Raw genomic sequence first — 15,942 nt, 5'->3', positions numbered from 1 at the left:
CACATACCGCCGCACGGCCCACCACCTGTCGGATACATGCCACGCCCCCCAGTGCGGAGGCCCGACCACCCCGGTGGCGGGCCCGACTCTCCAGGAGGGGGCCAGATTGACTGTCCTGCACACCGGACACGACCCGCGCGGTACCACCCGGCGCACCGCCGCCGGGCCGGCCGCGTCCGGCAAACCACTCGCACCGGCTCCACTGCGCGAGACGGCACGCGTCGTCCCGCCGCAGCGCCCCGCACCCGCCCAGCACGCCACCGCGCACACCGCACCCCCGCGCGCCGGCGCCGGCACCGGCGCCCGGACCAGTGTCGCGGTCCACGCCGCCGATCCGATCTCGCGGGCCGGCGCCGAGGCCCAGCTGCGCCAGTGTCCCGGCCTGGAACTGGCCGAACAGGAGACGGCCGGCACTCCCGGCGCGGTCACCGTGGTGATCGCGGAGGCCGTCGACGCCACCACCACCGCCAGCCTGCGCCGCCTGGTCCGCGGCGACCAGCGGGTCGTCCTGGTGGTCGAGCGGATGCGCGAGGGGGAGCTGCTGGACGCCGTGGAGTGCGGGGTCGCGGCGATCCTCTGGCGCCGCGAGGCGACCGCCGCCCGGCTGGGCCAGGCGGTGCTCGCCGCGGCGCGCGGCGACGGCGACCTGCCGGCCGACCTGCTCGGCCGGCTGATCGCCCAGATGGGGCGGCTGCAGCGCAGCGTCCAGAAGCTGCCCGGCTACACCCCGCCGGGCCTGTCCGAACGCGAGTCCGACGTCCTGCGCCTGGTCGCCGAGGGGTGGGACACCGCGGAGATCGCGGCGAAGCTGTCGTACTCCGAACGCACGGTCAAGAACGTGCTGCACGGTCTGACCACCCGCCTCCACCTGCGCAACCGGGCGCACGCCGTGGCCCACGCCCTGCGCGAGGGCTACATCTAGGCCGCCGGACCGCCGACGCCCGGTACGGCCCCGTCCGCCCCCACTCCCCCATCGCCCCGCCGCGCCCTCCCCACGGGCCGGCGGGTGCCGCCGTCCCGGCCCCGGGACACCCCGCGCCCGCCCGTCTCGGCGTCACGAACGAGTCGCCAAGATCTCACTTGCCGGAAACGTCGGGGGGCTATCAATCCGGCAGGTCGCGCGGCACACTTCTACGCGCGTCCTTCTACGCGCGTCCTTCTACGCGCGTCGCTGCGTCACACCCACCAGTTGACGGTCCATTCGCAGTCCCACCCGGGAGAGTCGTCCATGCCCCTGAACCGCCGTGACTTCGTCACCCGGTCCGCCGCCACCGCCGCCGGCGCCGCCCTGGCCGGCAGCGCCGGCCTCGCCGCCGTCTCCCCCGCCGCGGCCGCCGCGGCCGCCGGGCCGGACGACGCCCGCGCCAAGGGCAAGAGCCCCAAGAAGCAGGCCTTCACCGTCATGGGCACCACCGACCTGCACGGCCGGGTGCTCAACTGGGACTACTTCACCGACGCGGTCTACGCCGACAAGGCGCACAACGAGGTCGGCCTCGCCAAGATCTCCACGCTGGCCAAGCAGGTCCGCGAGGAGAAGGGCTGGGACCGCACCCTGCTGATCGACGCCGGCGACACCATCCAGGGCACCCAGCTGACGTACTACTACGCCCGGGTCGACCCGATCGCCACCGACGCCGACACCGCGCCCGAGCACCCGATGGCGCTCGCCATGAACACCATGGAGTACACCGCCGCCGCGCTCGGCAACCACGAGTTCAACTACGGCATCGACACCCTGCGCGCCTACGAGGAGCAGCTGGACTTCCCGCTGCTGGGCGCCAACGCGCTGCACGCCAAGAACGACAGGCCGGCCTTCCCGCCGTACGTGATCCGCAAGATCAAGCTGAGCGGCGGCCCGGCCGTCAAGGTCGGCATCCTGGGCCTGACCAACCCGGGCATCGCGATCTGGGACAAGGCGAACGTCTCCGGCAAGATGACCTTCCCGGGCATCGTGGAGACCGCCCGGATCTGGGTCCCCAAGCTGAAGGCGGCCGGCGCGGACGTCGTCGTGGTGGCCTGCCACTCGGGCATGGACGAGGCGACCTCGTACGGCGACCAGCTGCCCTGGGCCGAGAACGCCTCGGTCGCCCTGGCCGAGCAGGTCGCGGGCATCGACGCGGTGCTGGTCGGCCACGCGCACAAGGAGATCGCGCAGCGGCTGGTCGTCAACAAGGAGACCGGCAGGACCGTCGTGCTCTCCGAGCCGCTCTGCTGGGGCCAGCGGCTGACCTGCTTCGACTTCGAGATGGAGCTCGACAACGGCGCCTGGAAGGTCGCCTCGCTCTCCTCCCGGGTGCTGAACTCCAACACCGTCCCGGAGGACCCGGAGATCGTCGACCTGATGACCGACCAGCACAAGAAGGTGGTCGAGTACGTCAACCAGGTCATCGGCACCGCGAAGACCGAGCTGTCGATCGCCGAGGCCCCGTTCAAGGACGTCCCGATCATCGACCTGATCGGCCGGGTCCAGGCCGACGTGGTGAAGGCCGCGCTGGCCGGCGGCCAGTACGCCAAGCTGCCGGTACTGGCCCAGGCCGCGCCGTTCAACCGCACCGCGGTCATCCCGGCCGGCCAGGTCAAGCTGCGCGACGCGGCCGGCCTCTACATCTACGAGAACACCCTGGAGGCCCGTGTCCTGACGGGTGCCCAGCTCAAGGACTACCTGGAGTTCTCAGCCCGGTACTACAACCAGCTCGCCCCGGGCGCGCCGGTCGACAAGGCCACCCTCACCAACGCGCAGAACACCCCGGACTACAACTACGACTCGGTGTACGGCCTGAGCTACGACATCGACATCGCCCAGCCGATCGGCTCGCGGATCGTCAACCTCTCCTTCGAGGGCAAGCCGATCGACCCGACCGCCCAGTTCGTGCTCGCGGTCAACAACTACCGGGCCAACGGCGGCGGCAACTTCCCGCACGTCGCGGCCGCGCAGAAGATCTGGGCGAACTCGGACGAGATCCGCAACGCGATGATCGCCTGGGTCAAGGCCAAGGGTGTCATCGACCCGGCCGACTTCGCCACCGAGTCCTGGCGCCTGGTCCGCGCCGGCCGGCCGGTGTTCTGAGTCCAGCCGTTCCGACGGGCAGCCCCGGGCCGCACGGCCCGGGGCTGCCCGGTTTCCACGCCACCCCGGCCCTCACCCGCCACCGGAACGGCGCTCACCCCGTGCGCGGGCCCGGCGGTGCGAGGATGACGGCATGACCGAGTTCGACGTCCCCGAACGGCATACCCAGCTCCTGGCGTACGCGCGGAGCCTGACCCCGCCGTCGGGATGGAAGATCGAGGTGTCCGGTGACGAGATCATCATGACGGCCGGTCCATCGGTGATCCATCAGCGGAACCTGCTGGTCGTCCGGGAGCAGTTCGACGCACACCGGCCCGCCGACCTGATGCCGAGCGAGAACACCGGCCTCGCGTCGCCGAACGTCGGCAAGCTCCGCAACCCGGACCTGACCTACATCCCGGTCTCGGTGGTCGAGTTCGGCGGCAACGACGTGCCGGCCGAGCTGGCCACGATCGCCGTCGAGATCGTCTCGCCGCCGAACCCGGAGAACGACCTGGTCGGCAAGGTTCGCGACTACCCGCTGACGCACATCCCGCTGTATCTGCTGATCGACCCGCGCGATGGCGTGCTCGTCCTCTACTCGGCCCCCTCCGGAGGCGTCTACCACCAGCGGTGGAGCGGCAGGTTCGGCGACCGGGTGCCGATCCCGGAGCCGTTCGCGTTCGACCTCGCCACCGACGCACTGATCCGCTACCCGGCCTGACCGCCGTACCCGCTCACCCGAAGCTGACCCGCTCCAGCCAGAAGTCGAGCAGGGCCGCGTCGCCGGCCACCTCGACGGCCCCGCCCCCGGCGGGGCGCCGCTTGTAGACCAGCAGCAGCAGGTCGGTCAGCGGAGCCCGCACGGTGACGGCGGCCGGCTCCCCGGAGCGGCGCCAGGCGAGGGCGTCGCCGGTGAGGTCCACCAGCCAGCCGGCCGCCGGCCCGGGCGGCAGATCGGTGGCCCGGAAGGCCAGGGTGCGGCCGGGGCCGAGCAGTTCGCGCATCCCGGGGCGGATCTCCAGGAGTACCGGCAGCGCACCGAGCTCCATCCACTCGTCAAGACCGTCCAGGGCCACCTCCCGGTCGACGGCGAACTCCGCGCCGAGGGCCAGGGTCGCGTCGGCCCGGTGGATGACGGTCTCGTGCAGGAACCGGCGCGCGTAGAAGGGCGCGCCGCCGCCCGGGACGGGCGACCACAACGCCGCCCCCGGGTCGGCGGCCCGCAGGGTGGCGGCGAGCCGCTCGGCGCCCTCGGCGAGCCAGGGGCCGAGTACGGCCGGGTCCTCGTCCGTGTAGGCGGAGAGGTCGCGGAGGTCGCCGTCGGGGACGGGCGCGGTGGCCCGGGTCCGCACGATCGTCTCGGCCCAGCGCTGGGCCCCGCCGAGGTGACGCAGCAGCTGGCCGACGTTCCAGTCGGGGCAGGAGGGGACCGGGACGGTGAGATCGGCGCCCTCGATCCGGGCCGCCAACAGCCCGGTCTGCGCGGCGATTTCGGAACAGAAGCGGTCATAGTCCAGAGAGCTCATGACGCCACGGTAGATCGAACAGCGGAAGCGCGACACCACCGGCGGCCCCGGCCGGGTCCGGAACGGCAACGGCCCGCCGCCCCAGGAGGGGTGACGGGCCCTTGGACGCCCCGGCGCACCGGTACGCAAGGCCGCTCGGAACGGGAAGCGGCTCAGAACGGGAAGCGGCTGCGCCCGTGCTGGACGGAGATCCACTTCACCGTGGTGAACGCGTCCACCGTCGACTCGCCGTTCAGCCGGCCCACGCCCGAGTTCTTCTCGCCGCCGAAGGGGACGATCGCCTCGTCGGCGATGGTGCCGTCGTTGACGTGGATCATGCCGGTCTCGATCCGCTTGGCCACCCGGACGCCACGCTCGACGTCCGCGGTGTGCACCGCGCCGCTGAGGCCGAACGGGGTGTCGTTGGCGAGCCGGACCGCCTCGTCCTCCCCGTCGAACGGGACCACCAGCACGACCGGGCCGAACAGTTCGCGCTGGAGGATCGGCGCGCCGGCCGGCAGGCCACCGAGCACGACCGGGTCCATCAGGCTGCCGCTGGTCCCGCCGCGCAGCAGCGCGGTGGCGCCGGAGGCGATCGCCTGGTCGACCTGGACGGTGAGGGAGTCGGCCTGGACGGGGTTGATCAGCGGGCCGATCTGGGTGGCCGGGTCCTTCGGGTCGCCGACCTTCAGCGAGGCGACCTTGCGGACGAACTTCTCGGTGAACTCGGCCTCGATGCCGCGGTCCACCAGCACCCGGTTGGCGGCCATGCAGACCTGGCCCTGGTGGGCGAAGCGGCTGAACACCGCCGCGTCCACCGCGTAGTCGATGTCGGCGTCGTCCAGCACGATCAGCGCGCTGTTCCCGCCGAGTTCCAGTACCGTCCGCTTGAAGTGCGAGGCGGCGACGGTGGCGACGTGCCGGCCCACCTTGTCGGAGCCGGTGAAGGAGATCACCTTGGGCACGGGGTGCTCGATGAAGGCGTCGCCGATCTCGGCGATGTCGGTGACCACGACGTTCAGCAGGCCGGCCGGCAGGCCCGCCTCCTCGAAGATCCTGGCGATCAGGGTGCCGCCGACCACCGGGGTCTCCTGGTGCGGCTTGAGCACCACGCCGTTGCCGAGGGCCAGGGCCGGGGCGACGGCCTTCAGCGACAGGAACAGCGGGAAGTTGAACGGGCTGATCACACCGACCACGCCGACCGGGAGGCGGTAGAGGCGGTTCTCCTTGCCGTCCACCGGCGAGGGCAGCAGCCGGCCCTCGGCGCGCAGTGACAGCTGCATCGACTCGCGCAGCATGTCCTTGGTGAGGGCGAGTTCGAACCCGGCCTTGAGCGCGGTGCCGCCCAGCTCGGCCATGATGGCCTCGGTGATCTCCTGCTCGCGCTCCTCGACGATGCGCAGCGCGCGCTCGAAGACCAGCCGGCGGGCGTAGGGGTTGGTGGCGGCCCACTCCTTCTGCGCCCGCTCGGCGGCCCGGTACGCCTGGTCGATCTCCTCGACGGTGGCGACGGTGATGGCGGCGATCTTGTCGCCGGTGAAGGGATCCACGTCGACGATGTCCCAGGATCCGCTGCCGGCCCGCCACTCGCCGTCGATGTACTGCAGCGCCAACTCGGAAAGGTACGACATCTGATCCCTCTCGTGCCGATTGGGGAAAACCCTACGATCAGATCTGATCGGCACTCATCGTACTGACGCTTTACAGTTCTTGGCGTACGGAGCGAAGAAGTTCCCGTGTCCGCTCGGGGGACAGGCCGTCGCCCAGCAGGCCGTTCATCGCGTCCGTGTACTCGGCCACCTCGGCGGGCTTGTCCAGATAGAGCGCGGTGGTGAACTGCTCCAGGTAGACCACGTCGGAGAGCTCCGGCTCGGCGAAGCTCAGCACCGAGAACGCGCCGCCCTCCGCGCGCAGGCCGCCGAAGCCCAGCGGCATCACCTGCAGCACCACGTGCGGCAGTTCGGTCAGCTCCAGCAGCCGGTCGATCTGCGCCCGCATCACCCCGGATCCGCCCCAGGGGCGGCGCAGCGCGGCCTCGTCCAGGACGGCCAGCAGCCGGGGCGCCCGCTCGGCGGTGAGCACCTCCTGGCGCTTGAGCCGGACCTCCACCCGCCGTTCGATCTCCTCGGCCTCGGTGACATGGCCGCCGACGGCGATCACCGCCCGCGCGTAGTCGGCGGTCTGCAGCAGGCCGTGGACGAACTGGACCTCGTAGCTGCGGATCTCGGCGGCGGCCTCCTCCAGTCCGACGTAGGTCTGGAACCAGCCCGGCAGGACGTCGCCGTACCCGTGCCACCAGGACGTCGCGTTGGCGTCCCGGACCAGCCCGAGGACGGAGGCCCGCTCCTGCTCGGCCTCGACGCCGTACAGGGTGAGCAGGTCGGCGACGTCGCGCTCCTTGAAGCCGACCCGGCCGAGCTCCATCCGGCTGATCTTCGACTCGGAGGCCCTGATCGAATAACCGGCCTCCTCCCGGCTGACACCCCGGGCCTCGCGCAGCCGGCGCAGCTGGGATCCCAGCAGCAGGCGCCGTACCGTGGCACCCCCGCCTGCCTGAGTCGTGCTCATCGCGTGAACCTCCGCACCTCGCGCAGCCCCCCGGCCGTCGGCGGCAGTCTGCCACCTGGCACCGACAAACAACAGCCCGTGAGCACAGGCGCTCACGGTGTGCTAGTCCCCCGCACCACCGCACCCCGGTGACCTGGCCCGCAGCACAGAACGGCGCCTGCCCTCCACTGGTCGGGGAGAGGGCAGGCGCCAGGGACCGCGTTGGCCCGGCGACGCTGACGGGAGAGCGGCTCATGTTGCCCGGCGATGCGGCGCCGGACGTTCAGGGGGTGTCAGACCACCAGGGGGCGGTCGGTCGGGCGGATCGGGGCGGGCAGCGGGGTCTTGCCGCCGAGGTACCGGTCCACCGCGGCCGCGGCCGAGCGGCCCTCCGCGATGGCCCAGACGATCAGCGACTGTCCGCGCCCTGCATCACCGCAAACGTACACGCCGTCCACGGTGGTGGCGAACTTGCCGTCCCGCGCGACGTTGCCACGGGCGTCCAGCTCGACGCCGAGCTGCTCGACCAGGCCGTTGCGGACGTCCGTGCCGGTGAAGCCCATGGCCAGGGTGACCAGCTGCGCCGGGATGGCCCGCTCGGTGCCGGGGACGGGCTCGAACCGGCCGTCCTTGAACTCGACCTCGACGAGGTGGAGCTCCTGGACGTTGCCGTCCTCGTCGCCGGTGAAGCGGGTGGTGTTCACGGCGTAGATCCGGTCACCGCCCTCCTCGTGCGCGGAGGTGACCTTGTAGGTCATCGGCATGGTCGGCCAGGGCTGGTGGCCGGGGCGCTCGTCGGCCGGCCGGGGCATGATCTCCAGCTGGGTGACGGAGGCCGCGCCCTGGCGCAGCGCGGTGCCGAGGCAGTCGGCGCCGGTGTCGCCGCCGCCGATGACGACGACGTGCTTGCCCTTGGCGCTGATCGGGGACTCGACGAAGTCGCCCTCCTGCACCTTGTTGGCCAGCGGCAGGTACTCCATGGCCTGGTGGATGCCCTTGAGCTCGCGCCCGGGCACCGGCAGGTCGCGGGCGGTGGTCGCACCCGCCGCGACCACGACGGCGTCGAAGCGCTCGCGCAGCTGCTGGCCGGTGATGTCCTCGCCGACGTGGACACCGGTGCGGAACCGGGTGCCCTCCGCGCGCATCTGCTCGACGCGGCGGTTGATGTGGCGCTTCTCCATCTTGAACTCGGGGATGCCGTAGCGCAGCAGGCCGCCGATGCGGTCGGCGCGCTCGTACACCACCACGGTGTGCCCGGCCCGGGTGAGCTGCTGGGCGGCGGCGAGTCCGGCCGGGCCCGAGCCCACCACGGCGACGGTCTTGCCGGAGAGCCGCTCGGGGATCTGCGCGGCGACGCCGCCCCGGTCCCAGGCCTTGTCGATGATGGTGACCTCGACGTTCTTGATGGTCACCGCGTCCTGGTTGATGCCGAGGACGCACGCGGACTCACAGGGCGCGGGGCAGAGCCGCCCGGTGAACTCCGGGAAGTTGTTGGTCGCGTGCAGGCGCTCGATGGCGCCGGACCAGTCGTCCCGGTAGGCGAGGTCGTTCCACTCGGGGATGAGGTTCCCGAGCGGGCAGCCGTTGTGGCAGAACGGGATGCCGCAGTCCATGCAGCGGCCGGCCTGCTTGGTGATGATCGGCAGGAGGCTGCGCTCGACGTAGACCTCGTTCCAGTCCCGCAGACGCACGTCCACGGGCCGGCGCTCGGCCAGCTGCTTGCCGGTGGTCAGGAAGCCCTTGGGGTCAGCCACGTGCCGCCTCCATCATCTTGCGAGTGGTCTCGGACTCGGAGAGTCCATCGCGCTCAGCGGCGTCCTTGGCGGCGAGCACAGCCTTGTAGTCGGTCGGCATGATCGTGGAGAAGCGGGAGACCCCGCTGCCCCAGTCGGCCAGGAGCTCGGCGGCCACGGTGGAGCCGGTCTCCTCGTAGTGCTGCTGCACGGTCGCGCGCAGCCAGTCGCGGTCGTCGGCGCTCGGGGCCTCGATGCCCACCATGCCGTCGTTGACGTTCGCGGGGCGCAGGTCCAGCACGTAGGCGACACCGCCGGACATGCCCGCCGCGAGGTTGCGTCCGGTCTCGCCGAGGATGACGACCCGGCCGCCGGTCATGTACTCCAGGCCGTGGTCGCCCACGCCCTCGACGACCAGGGTGGCACCGGAGTTGCGGACGGCGAAGCGCTCGCCGGCCTTGCCGCGCAGGTGGATCCGGCCGCTGGTGGCGCCGTAGCCGATGGTGTTGCCGGCGATGACGTGGTTCTGGGCGTCGTTGCCGATGGCGGCGGCGTCGCGGGCCGGGCGGACGATCACCACACCGCCGGAGAGGCCCTTGCCGACGTAGTCGTTGGCGTCGCCCTCCAGGCGCAGGGTGATGCCGCTCGGCACGAAGGCGCCGAAGGACTGCCCGGCCGAGCCGGTGAAGGTGACGTCGATGGTCCCCTCCGGCAGGCCCTCGCCGCGGTACCGCTTGGTCACCTCGTGGCCGAGCATGGTGCCGACGGTGCGGTTGACGTTGCGGATCGGCAGCTGGATGCGGACGGCGTCGCCGTTCTCCAGCGCGTCCTGGGCGAGCACGATCAGCTGGTTGTCGAGGGCCTTGTCGAGTGCGTGGTCCTGCGTGGTGGTGCGGTGCAGGGCCGCGCCCTCGGGCAGCTCGGGGACGTGGAAGAGCGGGGCCAGGTCGAGCCCGGCGGCCTTCCAGTGGTCGATCGCGGACTCGGCGTTGATGTGCTCGGCGTGGCCGACGGCCTCCTCGATCGTGCGGAAGCCCAGCCCGGCGAGGATCTCGCGGACCTCCTCGGCGATGAACTCGAAGAAGTTGACCACGAACTCGGGCTTGCCGGAGAAGCGTTCGCGCAGCACCGGGTTCTGGGTGGCGACGCCGACCGGGCAGGTGTCGAGGTGGCAGACGCGCATCATGATGCAGCCGGAGACGACCAGCGGCGCGGTGGCGAAGCCGAACTCCTCGGCGCCGAGCAGCGCGGCGATGACCACGTCGCGGCCGGTCTTCAGCTGGCCGTCGGTCTGCACCACGATGCGGTCGCGCAGGCCGTTGAGCAGCAGGGTCTGCTGGGTCTCGGCGAGGCCGAGCTCCCAGGGGCCGCCGGCGTGCTTGAGCGAGGTGAGCGGCGAGGCGCCGGTGCCGCCGTCGTGGCCGGAGACCAGCACCACGTCCGCGTGCGCCTTGGAGACGCCCGCCGCGACCGTGCCGACGCCGACCTCGGAGACCAGCTTCACGTGGACGCGGGCCGCCGGGTTGGCGTTCTTGAGGTCGTGGATCAGCTGGGCCAGATCCTCGATGGAGTAGATGTCGTGGTGCGGCGGCGGGGAGATCAGGCCGACGCCCGGGGTGGAGTGCCTGGTCCTGGCGACCCACGGGTAGACCTTGTGGCCGGGCAGCTGGCCGCCCTCGCCGGGCTTGGCGCCCTGGGCCATCTTGATCTGGATGTCGTCCGCGTTGACCAGGTACTCGGAGGTGACGCCGAACCGGCCGGAGGCGACCTGCTTGATCGCCGAGCGGCGCTCCGGGTCGTACAGGCGGTCCGGGTCCTCGCCGCCCTCACCGGTGTTGGACTTGCCGCCGAGGCGGTTCATCGCGATGGCGAGGGTCTCGTGCGCCTCACGGGAGATGGAGCCGTACGACATGGCGCCGGTGGAGAAGCGCTTGACGATCTCGGAGACCGGCTCGACCTCCTCGACCGGGACGGGGGTGCGGCCGAGGGCGTCCAGCCGGAACAGGCCGCGCAGCGTCATCAGACGCTCGGACTGCTCGTTCACCCGGTCCGTGTACTGCTTGAAGATGTCGTACCGGCGGTTGCGGGTGGAGTGCTGGAGCCGGAAGACGGTGTCCGGGTCGAACAGGTGCGGCTCGCCCTCGCGGCGCCACTGGTACTCGCCGCCGATGTCCAGCGCGCGGTGCGCGGCGGGGATGCCGGAGGCCGGGTAGGCCTTGGCGTGCCGGGCGGCGGTCTCCTTGGCGATCTCGTCCAGGCCGATGCCGCCGAGCTTGGTGGTGGTGCCGGCGAAGTAGGCGCGGACCAGCTGCTCGGAGAGGCCGATCGCCTCGAAGACCTGCGCGCCGCGGTAGGAGGCGACGGTGGAGATGCCCATCTTGGACATGACCTTGAGCACGCCCTTGCCGAGCGCCTTGATCAGGTTCCGGATGGCCTTCTCGGGCTCGATGCCGGTCAGGAAGGTGCCCTGGGCGACCAGGTCCTCGACGGACTCCATGGCCAGGTACGGGTTGACCGCACCGGCGCCGTAGCCGATCAGCAGGGCGACGTGGTGGACCTCGCGGACGTCGCCGGCCTCGACCAGCAGCGACACCTGGGTGCGCTGCTTGGTGCGGATCAGGTGGTGGTGGATCGCCGAGGTGAGCAGCAGCGAGGGGATCGGGGCGTGCTCGGCGTCGGAGTGCCGGTCGGAGAGGACGACGATCCGGGCGCCCTCGGCGATCGCCGCGTCGGCCTCGGCGGCGATCCCGGCCAGGCGGGCGGCCAGTCCCTCGCCGCCGGTGGCGACCTTGTAGAGGCCGGAGAGCGTGACGGCCTTGAGGCCGGGCTGGTCGCCGTCGGCGTTGACGTGGACGAGCTTGGCCAGCTCGTCGTTGTCGATCACCGGGAAGGTGATGCCGACCGAGCGACAGGAGGCGGCCTCGGCGGCCAGCAGGTTGCCCTCCGGGCCGAGGTTGCTCAGCAGCGAGGTGACGAGCTCCTCGCGGATGGCGTCCAGCGGCGGGTTGGTGACCTGCGCGAAGAGCTGCACGAAGTAGTCGAAGAGCAGTCGCGGCTTCTCGGAGAGCGCGGCGATCGGGCTGTCGGTGCCCATCGAGCCGAGCGCCTCGCCGCCGGTCTTCGCCATCGGGGCGAGGATGACCCGCAGCTCCTCCTCGGTGTAGCCGAAGGTCTGCTGACGGCGCGTCACCGAGGCGTGGGTGTGGGCGATGTGCTCGCGCTCGGGGAGCTTGGCGAGCTGGATCTGGCCGGCCGCGACCCACTCCGCGTAGGGGTGCTCGGAGGCCAGCGCGGACTTGAGCTCCTCGTCCTCGACGATGCGGTGCTCCGCGGTGTCGACGAGGAACATCCTGCCGGGCTGGAGCCGGCCCTTCCTGACGACCTTCTCCTGCTCGATGTCGAGGACGCCGACCTCGGAGGAGAGGACGACCAGGCCGTCCTCGGTGATCCAGTAGCGGGCCGGACGCAGGCCGTTGCGGTCCAGGACGGCGCCGATCTGGGTGCCGTCGGTGAAGGTGACGCAGGCCGGGCCGTCCCAGGGCTCCATCAGGTTGGAGTGGTACTGGTAGAACGCGCGGCGGGCCGGGTCCATGGTGGCGTGGTTCTCCCACGCCTCCGGGATCATCATCAGCACCGAGTGCGGGAGCGAGCGGCCGCCGAGGTGGAGCAGCTCCAGGACCTCGTCGAAGGAGGCCGAGTCGGAGTGGTCCGGGGTGCAGACCGGGAAGATCCGCTCCAGGCCCCGCCCGTCGGCGGAGGCCGGGATGAGGTCGGTGGCGAGCTGGGACTCGCGGGCGGTCATCCAGTTCCGGTTGCCCTTGACCGTGTTGATCTCGCCGTTGTGCGCGACGAAGCGGTACGGGTGGGCGAGCGGCCAGCTCGGGAAGGTGTTGGTGGAGAAGCGCGAGTGCACCAGGCCGAGCGCGGAGGCGTAGAGCCGGTCCGACAGGTCGGGGAAGAAGGGCTCCAGCTGGCCGGTGGTCAGCATGCCCTTGTAGACGATGGTGCGGGCGGAGAGCGACGGGAAGTAGACGCCCGCTTCGCGCTCGGCGCGCTTGCGGACGACGAAGGCGACCCGGTCCAGCTCGATGCCGGCCTTCTCCGGGTGCGACAGGAAGACCTGGCGGAAGCGCGGCATCACGCTGCGGGCGGTCGTGCCCAGCAGGTCCGGGGTGACCGGGACGTCGCGCCAGCCGAGGACGGTCAGGCCCTCCTCGGCGGCGATCGCGTCGATCCGGGCGACGGCGGCCGCGTCGGCCTCGTCGGCGTCCGGGAGGAAGGCGATGCCGACGGCGTAGGAGCCGGCCGCGGGCAGCTCGAAGGGGACCTTGGCGCGCAGGAAGGCGTCCGGGATCTGGGTGAGGATGCCCGCACCGTCACCGGAGTCCGGCTCGGCGCCGGTGGCACCGCGGTGCTCCAGGTTGCGCAGGACGGTCAGCGCCTGCTCGACGATCTTGTGATCGGCGATGCCGGTCAGCGTGGCGACGAAGCCGACGCCACAGGCGTCGTGCTCGTTCCGCGGGTCGTACAGGCCCTGAGCAGCAGGTCGCGCATCCGGAACGAGCGCGTACGGCGGGCGGACCGCGCCGGCCTGGGGCTCGTTGGCGGAGTGCATGGATGCAGACAGCATCGGCTCTCCCGTCGTCGTCTTGAGCAATGAGCTTGGGCAATAGGGACGACGTTGGCCCTCTGCGAGTTGGTGCAGATTACATGATGCCGGAGATCCCGGGGAGTGGGACATCACGTCCATATAGCGGACATGACCCCAGGTCAGAGGCTATTACCTGCTAGTAGTCCGGGTGGCGGGAGACAGCTGTCCGGCCACGCGCTCCCTCAAGTGTGCCCCCACCCCCGGGGACCGAAACAGGGGCGAAATCCCCCGTCGGCACGACCGCCCCTAGAGCGCCTTCGATTCGATCCCCCGAAACCGGCCCGACGATGGAAACCCTCGAAAGGGCGGGCTCGCGACCCACGACCAAAAAAGCGGGCCGTCCGACCCGTGTGCGGAACGTCACGCAGTACACGGCATAACCATGCAGTCACCGCGCGCCGGTCCCGCACCCCTCCGCGCCCCCGCCGGCCCGTCCACCACCTCCACCGCCCCCGGCCCCCGCCTCCGGCCCGCCGGCCCGCCGCCCGCCGGCCTCAGCCGACGTGCCCGCCGATCAGCCAGCCCAGCAGATACGTCACCCCGGCCGCCGCACCGCCCAGCACCAGCTGCCGCAGCCCGCTGTACCACCAGTTGCGCGCCGTCACCCGGGCCACCACCGCACCGCAGGCGAACAGGCCGACCACCGCGATCAGCAGCGCCGGCAGCAGCGAGGTCGCGCCCAGCAGGTACGGCAGCAGCGGCAGCAGCGCGCCGACCGCGAAGCAGACGAACGAGGACCCGGCCGCCACCCACGGCGAGGGCAGGTCGTTGGGGTCTATGCCCAGCTCCTCCCGGGCGTGGATCTCCAGCGTCTGGTCCGGATCGGCGGAGAGCTGCCGCGCCACCTCGTGCGCCAGCGCCGGCTCCACCCCGCGGGCCACGTACAGCTGTGCCAGCTCGGCCAGCTCGCCGTGCGGGTTGCGGTGCAGCTCCAGCCGCTCGGCCTCGATCTCGGCCTGCACCAGCTCGCGCTGCGAGGCCACCGAGGTGTACTCCCCCGCGGCCATCGAGCAGGCGCCGGCCGCCAGGCCCGCGAGGCCGGTCAGCACCACCGTGCCGCTGGAGACCGCACCGCCGACCACACCGGTCATCAGCGCGAAATTGGAGACCAGCCCGTCCATCGCGCCGAACACGGCGGGCCGCAGCCAGCCGCCGTTCACATCGCGGTGGTGCCCCGCAGCAGGGATGCGGGGGTGGTTCCCGGCCTCGGGCTCAAGGGTGGTCGCACTCACTTTTTCGGGCCTCCGTTCGATCGTCTGACCTGAACGTAGCCCGCCCGACCTGGGCATTTCCAGCAAAGTAAGGCTGTCCGAACAGCGCTCCGGCCGCCCTGCGCACGCGGTGCGGGGGCGGCCGGAGAGAGAAGAGGTCGCAGGTCAGGTGAGGTTCTTGGCGTCCTTGCCGGCCTTGTCGGCGGCCGCACCGGCGGGCGCCGCGTCCACCTTTTCGTCCGAGGAACGGGACGGCTTGCCCGCCGAGGCCTTCGCGGCCTTCGGCTCCGAGCCTTCCGCGGCCTTCGCCTTCGAGTCCTCGACGGCCGCGACGGAGGCGGCGGGAGTGCCCGCGCCCTCGGCGTCGTTCGCCGCCGGGTCGATGCTCGCCGGGTCCTCCCGGCCGGGCCGCTTCCGGCCGACGATCACGAGGTAGGCGACGGCGCCCAGGAAGACCGCGATCGCGGTCCAGTCGTTGATCCGCAGACCCAGGACGTGGTGGGCTTCGTCGATCCGCAGGTACTCGGTCCAGAACCGGCCCGCCGTGTACGCGGCCGCGTACAGCGCGAAGGCCCGGCCGTGCCCGAGGGTGAACCGGCGGTCCGCCCAGATCACCAGCAGCGCGACCCCCACGCACCAGAGCGACTCGTACAGGAAGGTCGGGTGGTAGATGCCCTTGACCACCTCGCCGCCGGGCAGGGTCTTGTCGATCTCCAGACCCCACGGCAGCGTGGTCTCCCGGCCGTACAGCTCCTGGTTGAACCAGTTGCCCCAGCGGCCGAACGCCTGGGCGAGCGCGATACCGGGCGCGATGGCGTCGGCGTACGCGGGCAGCGGCACGCCCCGGCGGCGGGCGCCGATCCAGGCACCGACCGCGCCGAGCGCGACGGCACCCCAGATACCGAGGCCGCCCTCCCAGATCTTGAAGGCGTTCCAGGGGTTCTTGCCGTCACCGAAGTAAAGCTGGTGATCGGTGATCACGTGGTACAGCCGACCGCCGACCAGGCCGAACGGCACGGCCCAGACGGCGATGTCGCCGACCGTGTGCTTGGCACCGCCCCGGGCGACCCAGCGCTTGCTGCCGAGCCAGACGGCCACGACGACACCGAGGATGATGCAGAAGGCGTAGGCGCGCAGCGGGATCGGTCCGAGGTACAGGACGCCCCGCGACGGGCTGGGAATGTAGGCGATATCCATGGCAGCTCCGACGCTACAGGGTCGACGGCCCGCGCCGGGCACCCCCGGG

10 protein-coding genes are annotated in these 15,942 nt (G+C 71.6%); 3 read left to right on the top strand and 7 right to left on the bottom strand.

The genetic code is table 11. From position 1 onward, the window contains the following. The first annotated feature begins 106 nt into the window (after positions 1 to 106). The 3 genes from AB0P06_RS13320 (at position 107) to AB0P06_RS13310 (ending at position 3,770) form a co-directional block, all read left to right on the top strand. Positions 107 to 922: a LuxR C-terminal-related transcriptional regulator gene (locus AB0P06_RS13320; RefSeq protein WP_363607367.1), complete on the top strand. Its 816-nt coding sequence runs from the start codon at positions 107 to 109 to the stop codon at positions 920 to 922. 306 nt (positions 923 to 1,228) lie between these two features. Next, positions 1,229 to 3,067 (top strand): 5'-nucleotidase C-terminal domain-containing protein, encoded by a 1,839-nt coding sequence (locus AB0P06_RS13315; protein WP_363607366.1) that lies wholly within the window; start codon positions 1,229 to 1,231, stop codon positions 3,065 to 3,067. A 133-nt stretch (positions 3,068 to 3,200) separates the two neighbouring features. Beyond that, positions 3,201 to 3,770: a Uma2 family endonuclease gene (locus AB0P06_RS13310; RefSeq protein ID WP_363607365.1), complete on the top strand. Its 570-nt coding sequence runs from the start codon at positions 3,201 to 3,203 to the stop codon at positions 3,768 to 3,770. Positions 3,771 to 3,783: 13 nt separating this feature from the next. Here the strand turns inward: AB0P06_RS13310 and AB0P06_RS13305 are convergent, their stop codons facing one another. The 7 genes from AB0P06_RS13305 to lgt all read right to left on the bottom strand — a co-directional run bounded on the left by AB0P06_RS13305 (position 3,784) and on the right by lgt (position 15,893). Further along, a complete protein-coding gene (locus AB0P06_RS13305; protein WP_363607364.1) occupies positions 3,784 to 4,575 on the bottom strand; it encodes a maleylpyruvate isomerase family mycothiol-dependent enzyme in 792 nt (263 codons plus the stop codon). A gap of 152 nt (positions 4,576 to 4,727) precedes the next feature. Further along, entirely contained in the window at positions 4,728 to 6,185 is a 1,458-nt protein-coding gene (locus AB0P06_RS13300; protein WP_363607363.1) for an aldehyde dehydrogenase family protein, read from the bottom strand. Between the two features lie 70 nt (positions 6,186 to 6,255). Further along, complete coding sequence (locus AB0P06_RS13295) at positions 6,256 to 7,122, bottom strand: helix-turn-helix transcriptional regulator (RefSeq protein WP_363607362.1); 867 nt, start codon at positions 7,120 to 7,122, stop codon at positions 6,256 to 6,258. A gap of 272 nt (positions 7,123 to 7,394) precedes the next feature. After that, positions 7,395 to 8,855, bottom strand: coding sequence for a glutamate synthase subunit beta (locus AB0P06_RS13290; RefSeq protein ID WP_363607361.1), 1,461 nt, complete (start codon positions 8,853 to 8,855; stop codon positions 7,395 to 7,397). Beyond that, positions 8,848 to 13,449 carry a glutamate synthase large subunit gene (gltB, locus tag AB0P06_RS13285; RefSeq protein ID WP_363607387.1) on the bottom strand — a complete coding sequence of 1,534 codons (4,602 nt, stop codon included), beginning with the start codon at positions 13,447 to 13,449 and terminating at the stop codon, positions 8,848 to 8,850. Before gltB ends, AB0P06_RS13290 begins: the two co-directional genes overlap by 8 nt. 530 nt (positions 13,450 to 13,979) lie before the next feature. Beyond that, a complete protein-coding gene (locus tag AB0P06_RS13280; protein ID WP_363607360.1) occupies positions 13,980 to 14,717 on the bottom strand; it encodes a VIT1/CCC1 transporter family protein in 738 nt (245 codons plus the stop codon). Positions 14,718 to 14,861: 144 nt separating this feature from the next. Next, a complete protein-coding gene (gene lgt / locus AB0P06_RS13275) occupies positions 14,862 to 15,893 on the bottom strand; it encodes a prolipoprotein diacylglyceryl transferase (protein WP_363607359.1) in 1,032 nt (343 codons plus the stop codon). Between the last annotated feature and the right edge of the window lie 49 nt (positions 15,894 to 15,942).

It is taken from the genome of Kitasatospora sp. NPDC088351 (assembly GCF_040685575.1).
Taxonomy (GTDB): Bacteria; Actinomycetota; Actinomycetes; order Streptomycetales; family Streptomycetaceae; genus Kitasatospora.
The sequence above is the reverse complement of the archived record's forward strand: the minus strand, read 5'-3'. Positions and strand labels throughout refer to the sequence as shown.

Excerpts from the sequence above, each read along its gene's own strand:
- AB0P06_RS13315 (WP_363607366.1), top strand. The coding sequence starts at position 1,229 with ATGCCCCTGAACCGCCGTGACTTCGTCACCCGGTCCGCCGCCACCGCC.
- AB0P06_RS13310 (WP_363607365.1), top strand. The coding sequence starts at position 3,201 with ATGACCGAGTTCGACGTCCCCGAACGGCATACCCAGCTCCTGGCGTAC.
- AB0P06_RS13305 (WP_363607364.1), bottom strand. The coding sequence starts at position 4,575 with ATGAGCTCTCTGGACTATGACCGCTTCTGTTCCGAAATCGCCGCGCAG.
- AB0P06_RS13300 (WP_363607363.1), bottom strand. The coding sequence starts at position 6,185 with ATGTCGTACCTTTCCGAGTTGGCGCTGCAGTACATCGACGGCGAGTGG.
- AB0P06_RS13295 (WP_363607362.1), bottom strand. The coding sequence starts at position 7,122 with ATGAGCACGACTCAGGCAGGCGGGGGTGCCACGGTACGGCGCCTGCTG.
- gltB (WP_363607387.1), bottom strand. The coding sequence starts at position 13,449 with ATGCACTCCGCCAACGAGCCCCAGGCCGGCGCGGTCCGCCCGCCGTAC.
- lgt (WP_363607359.1), bottom strand. The coding sequence starts at position 15,893 with ATGGATATCGCCTACATTCCCAGCCCGTCGCGGGGCGTCCTGTACCTC.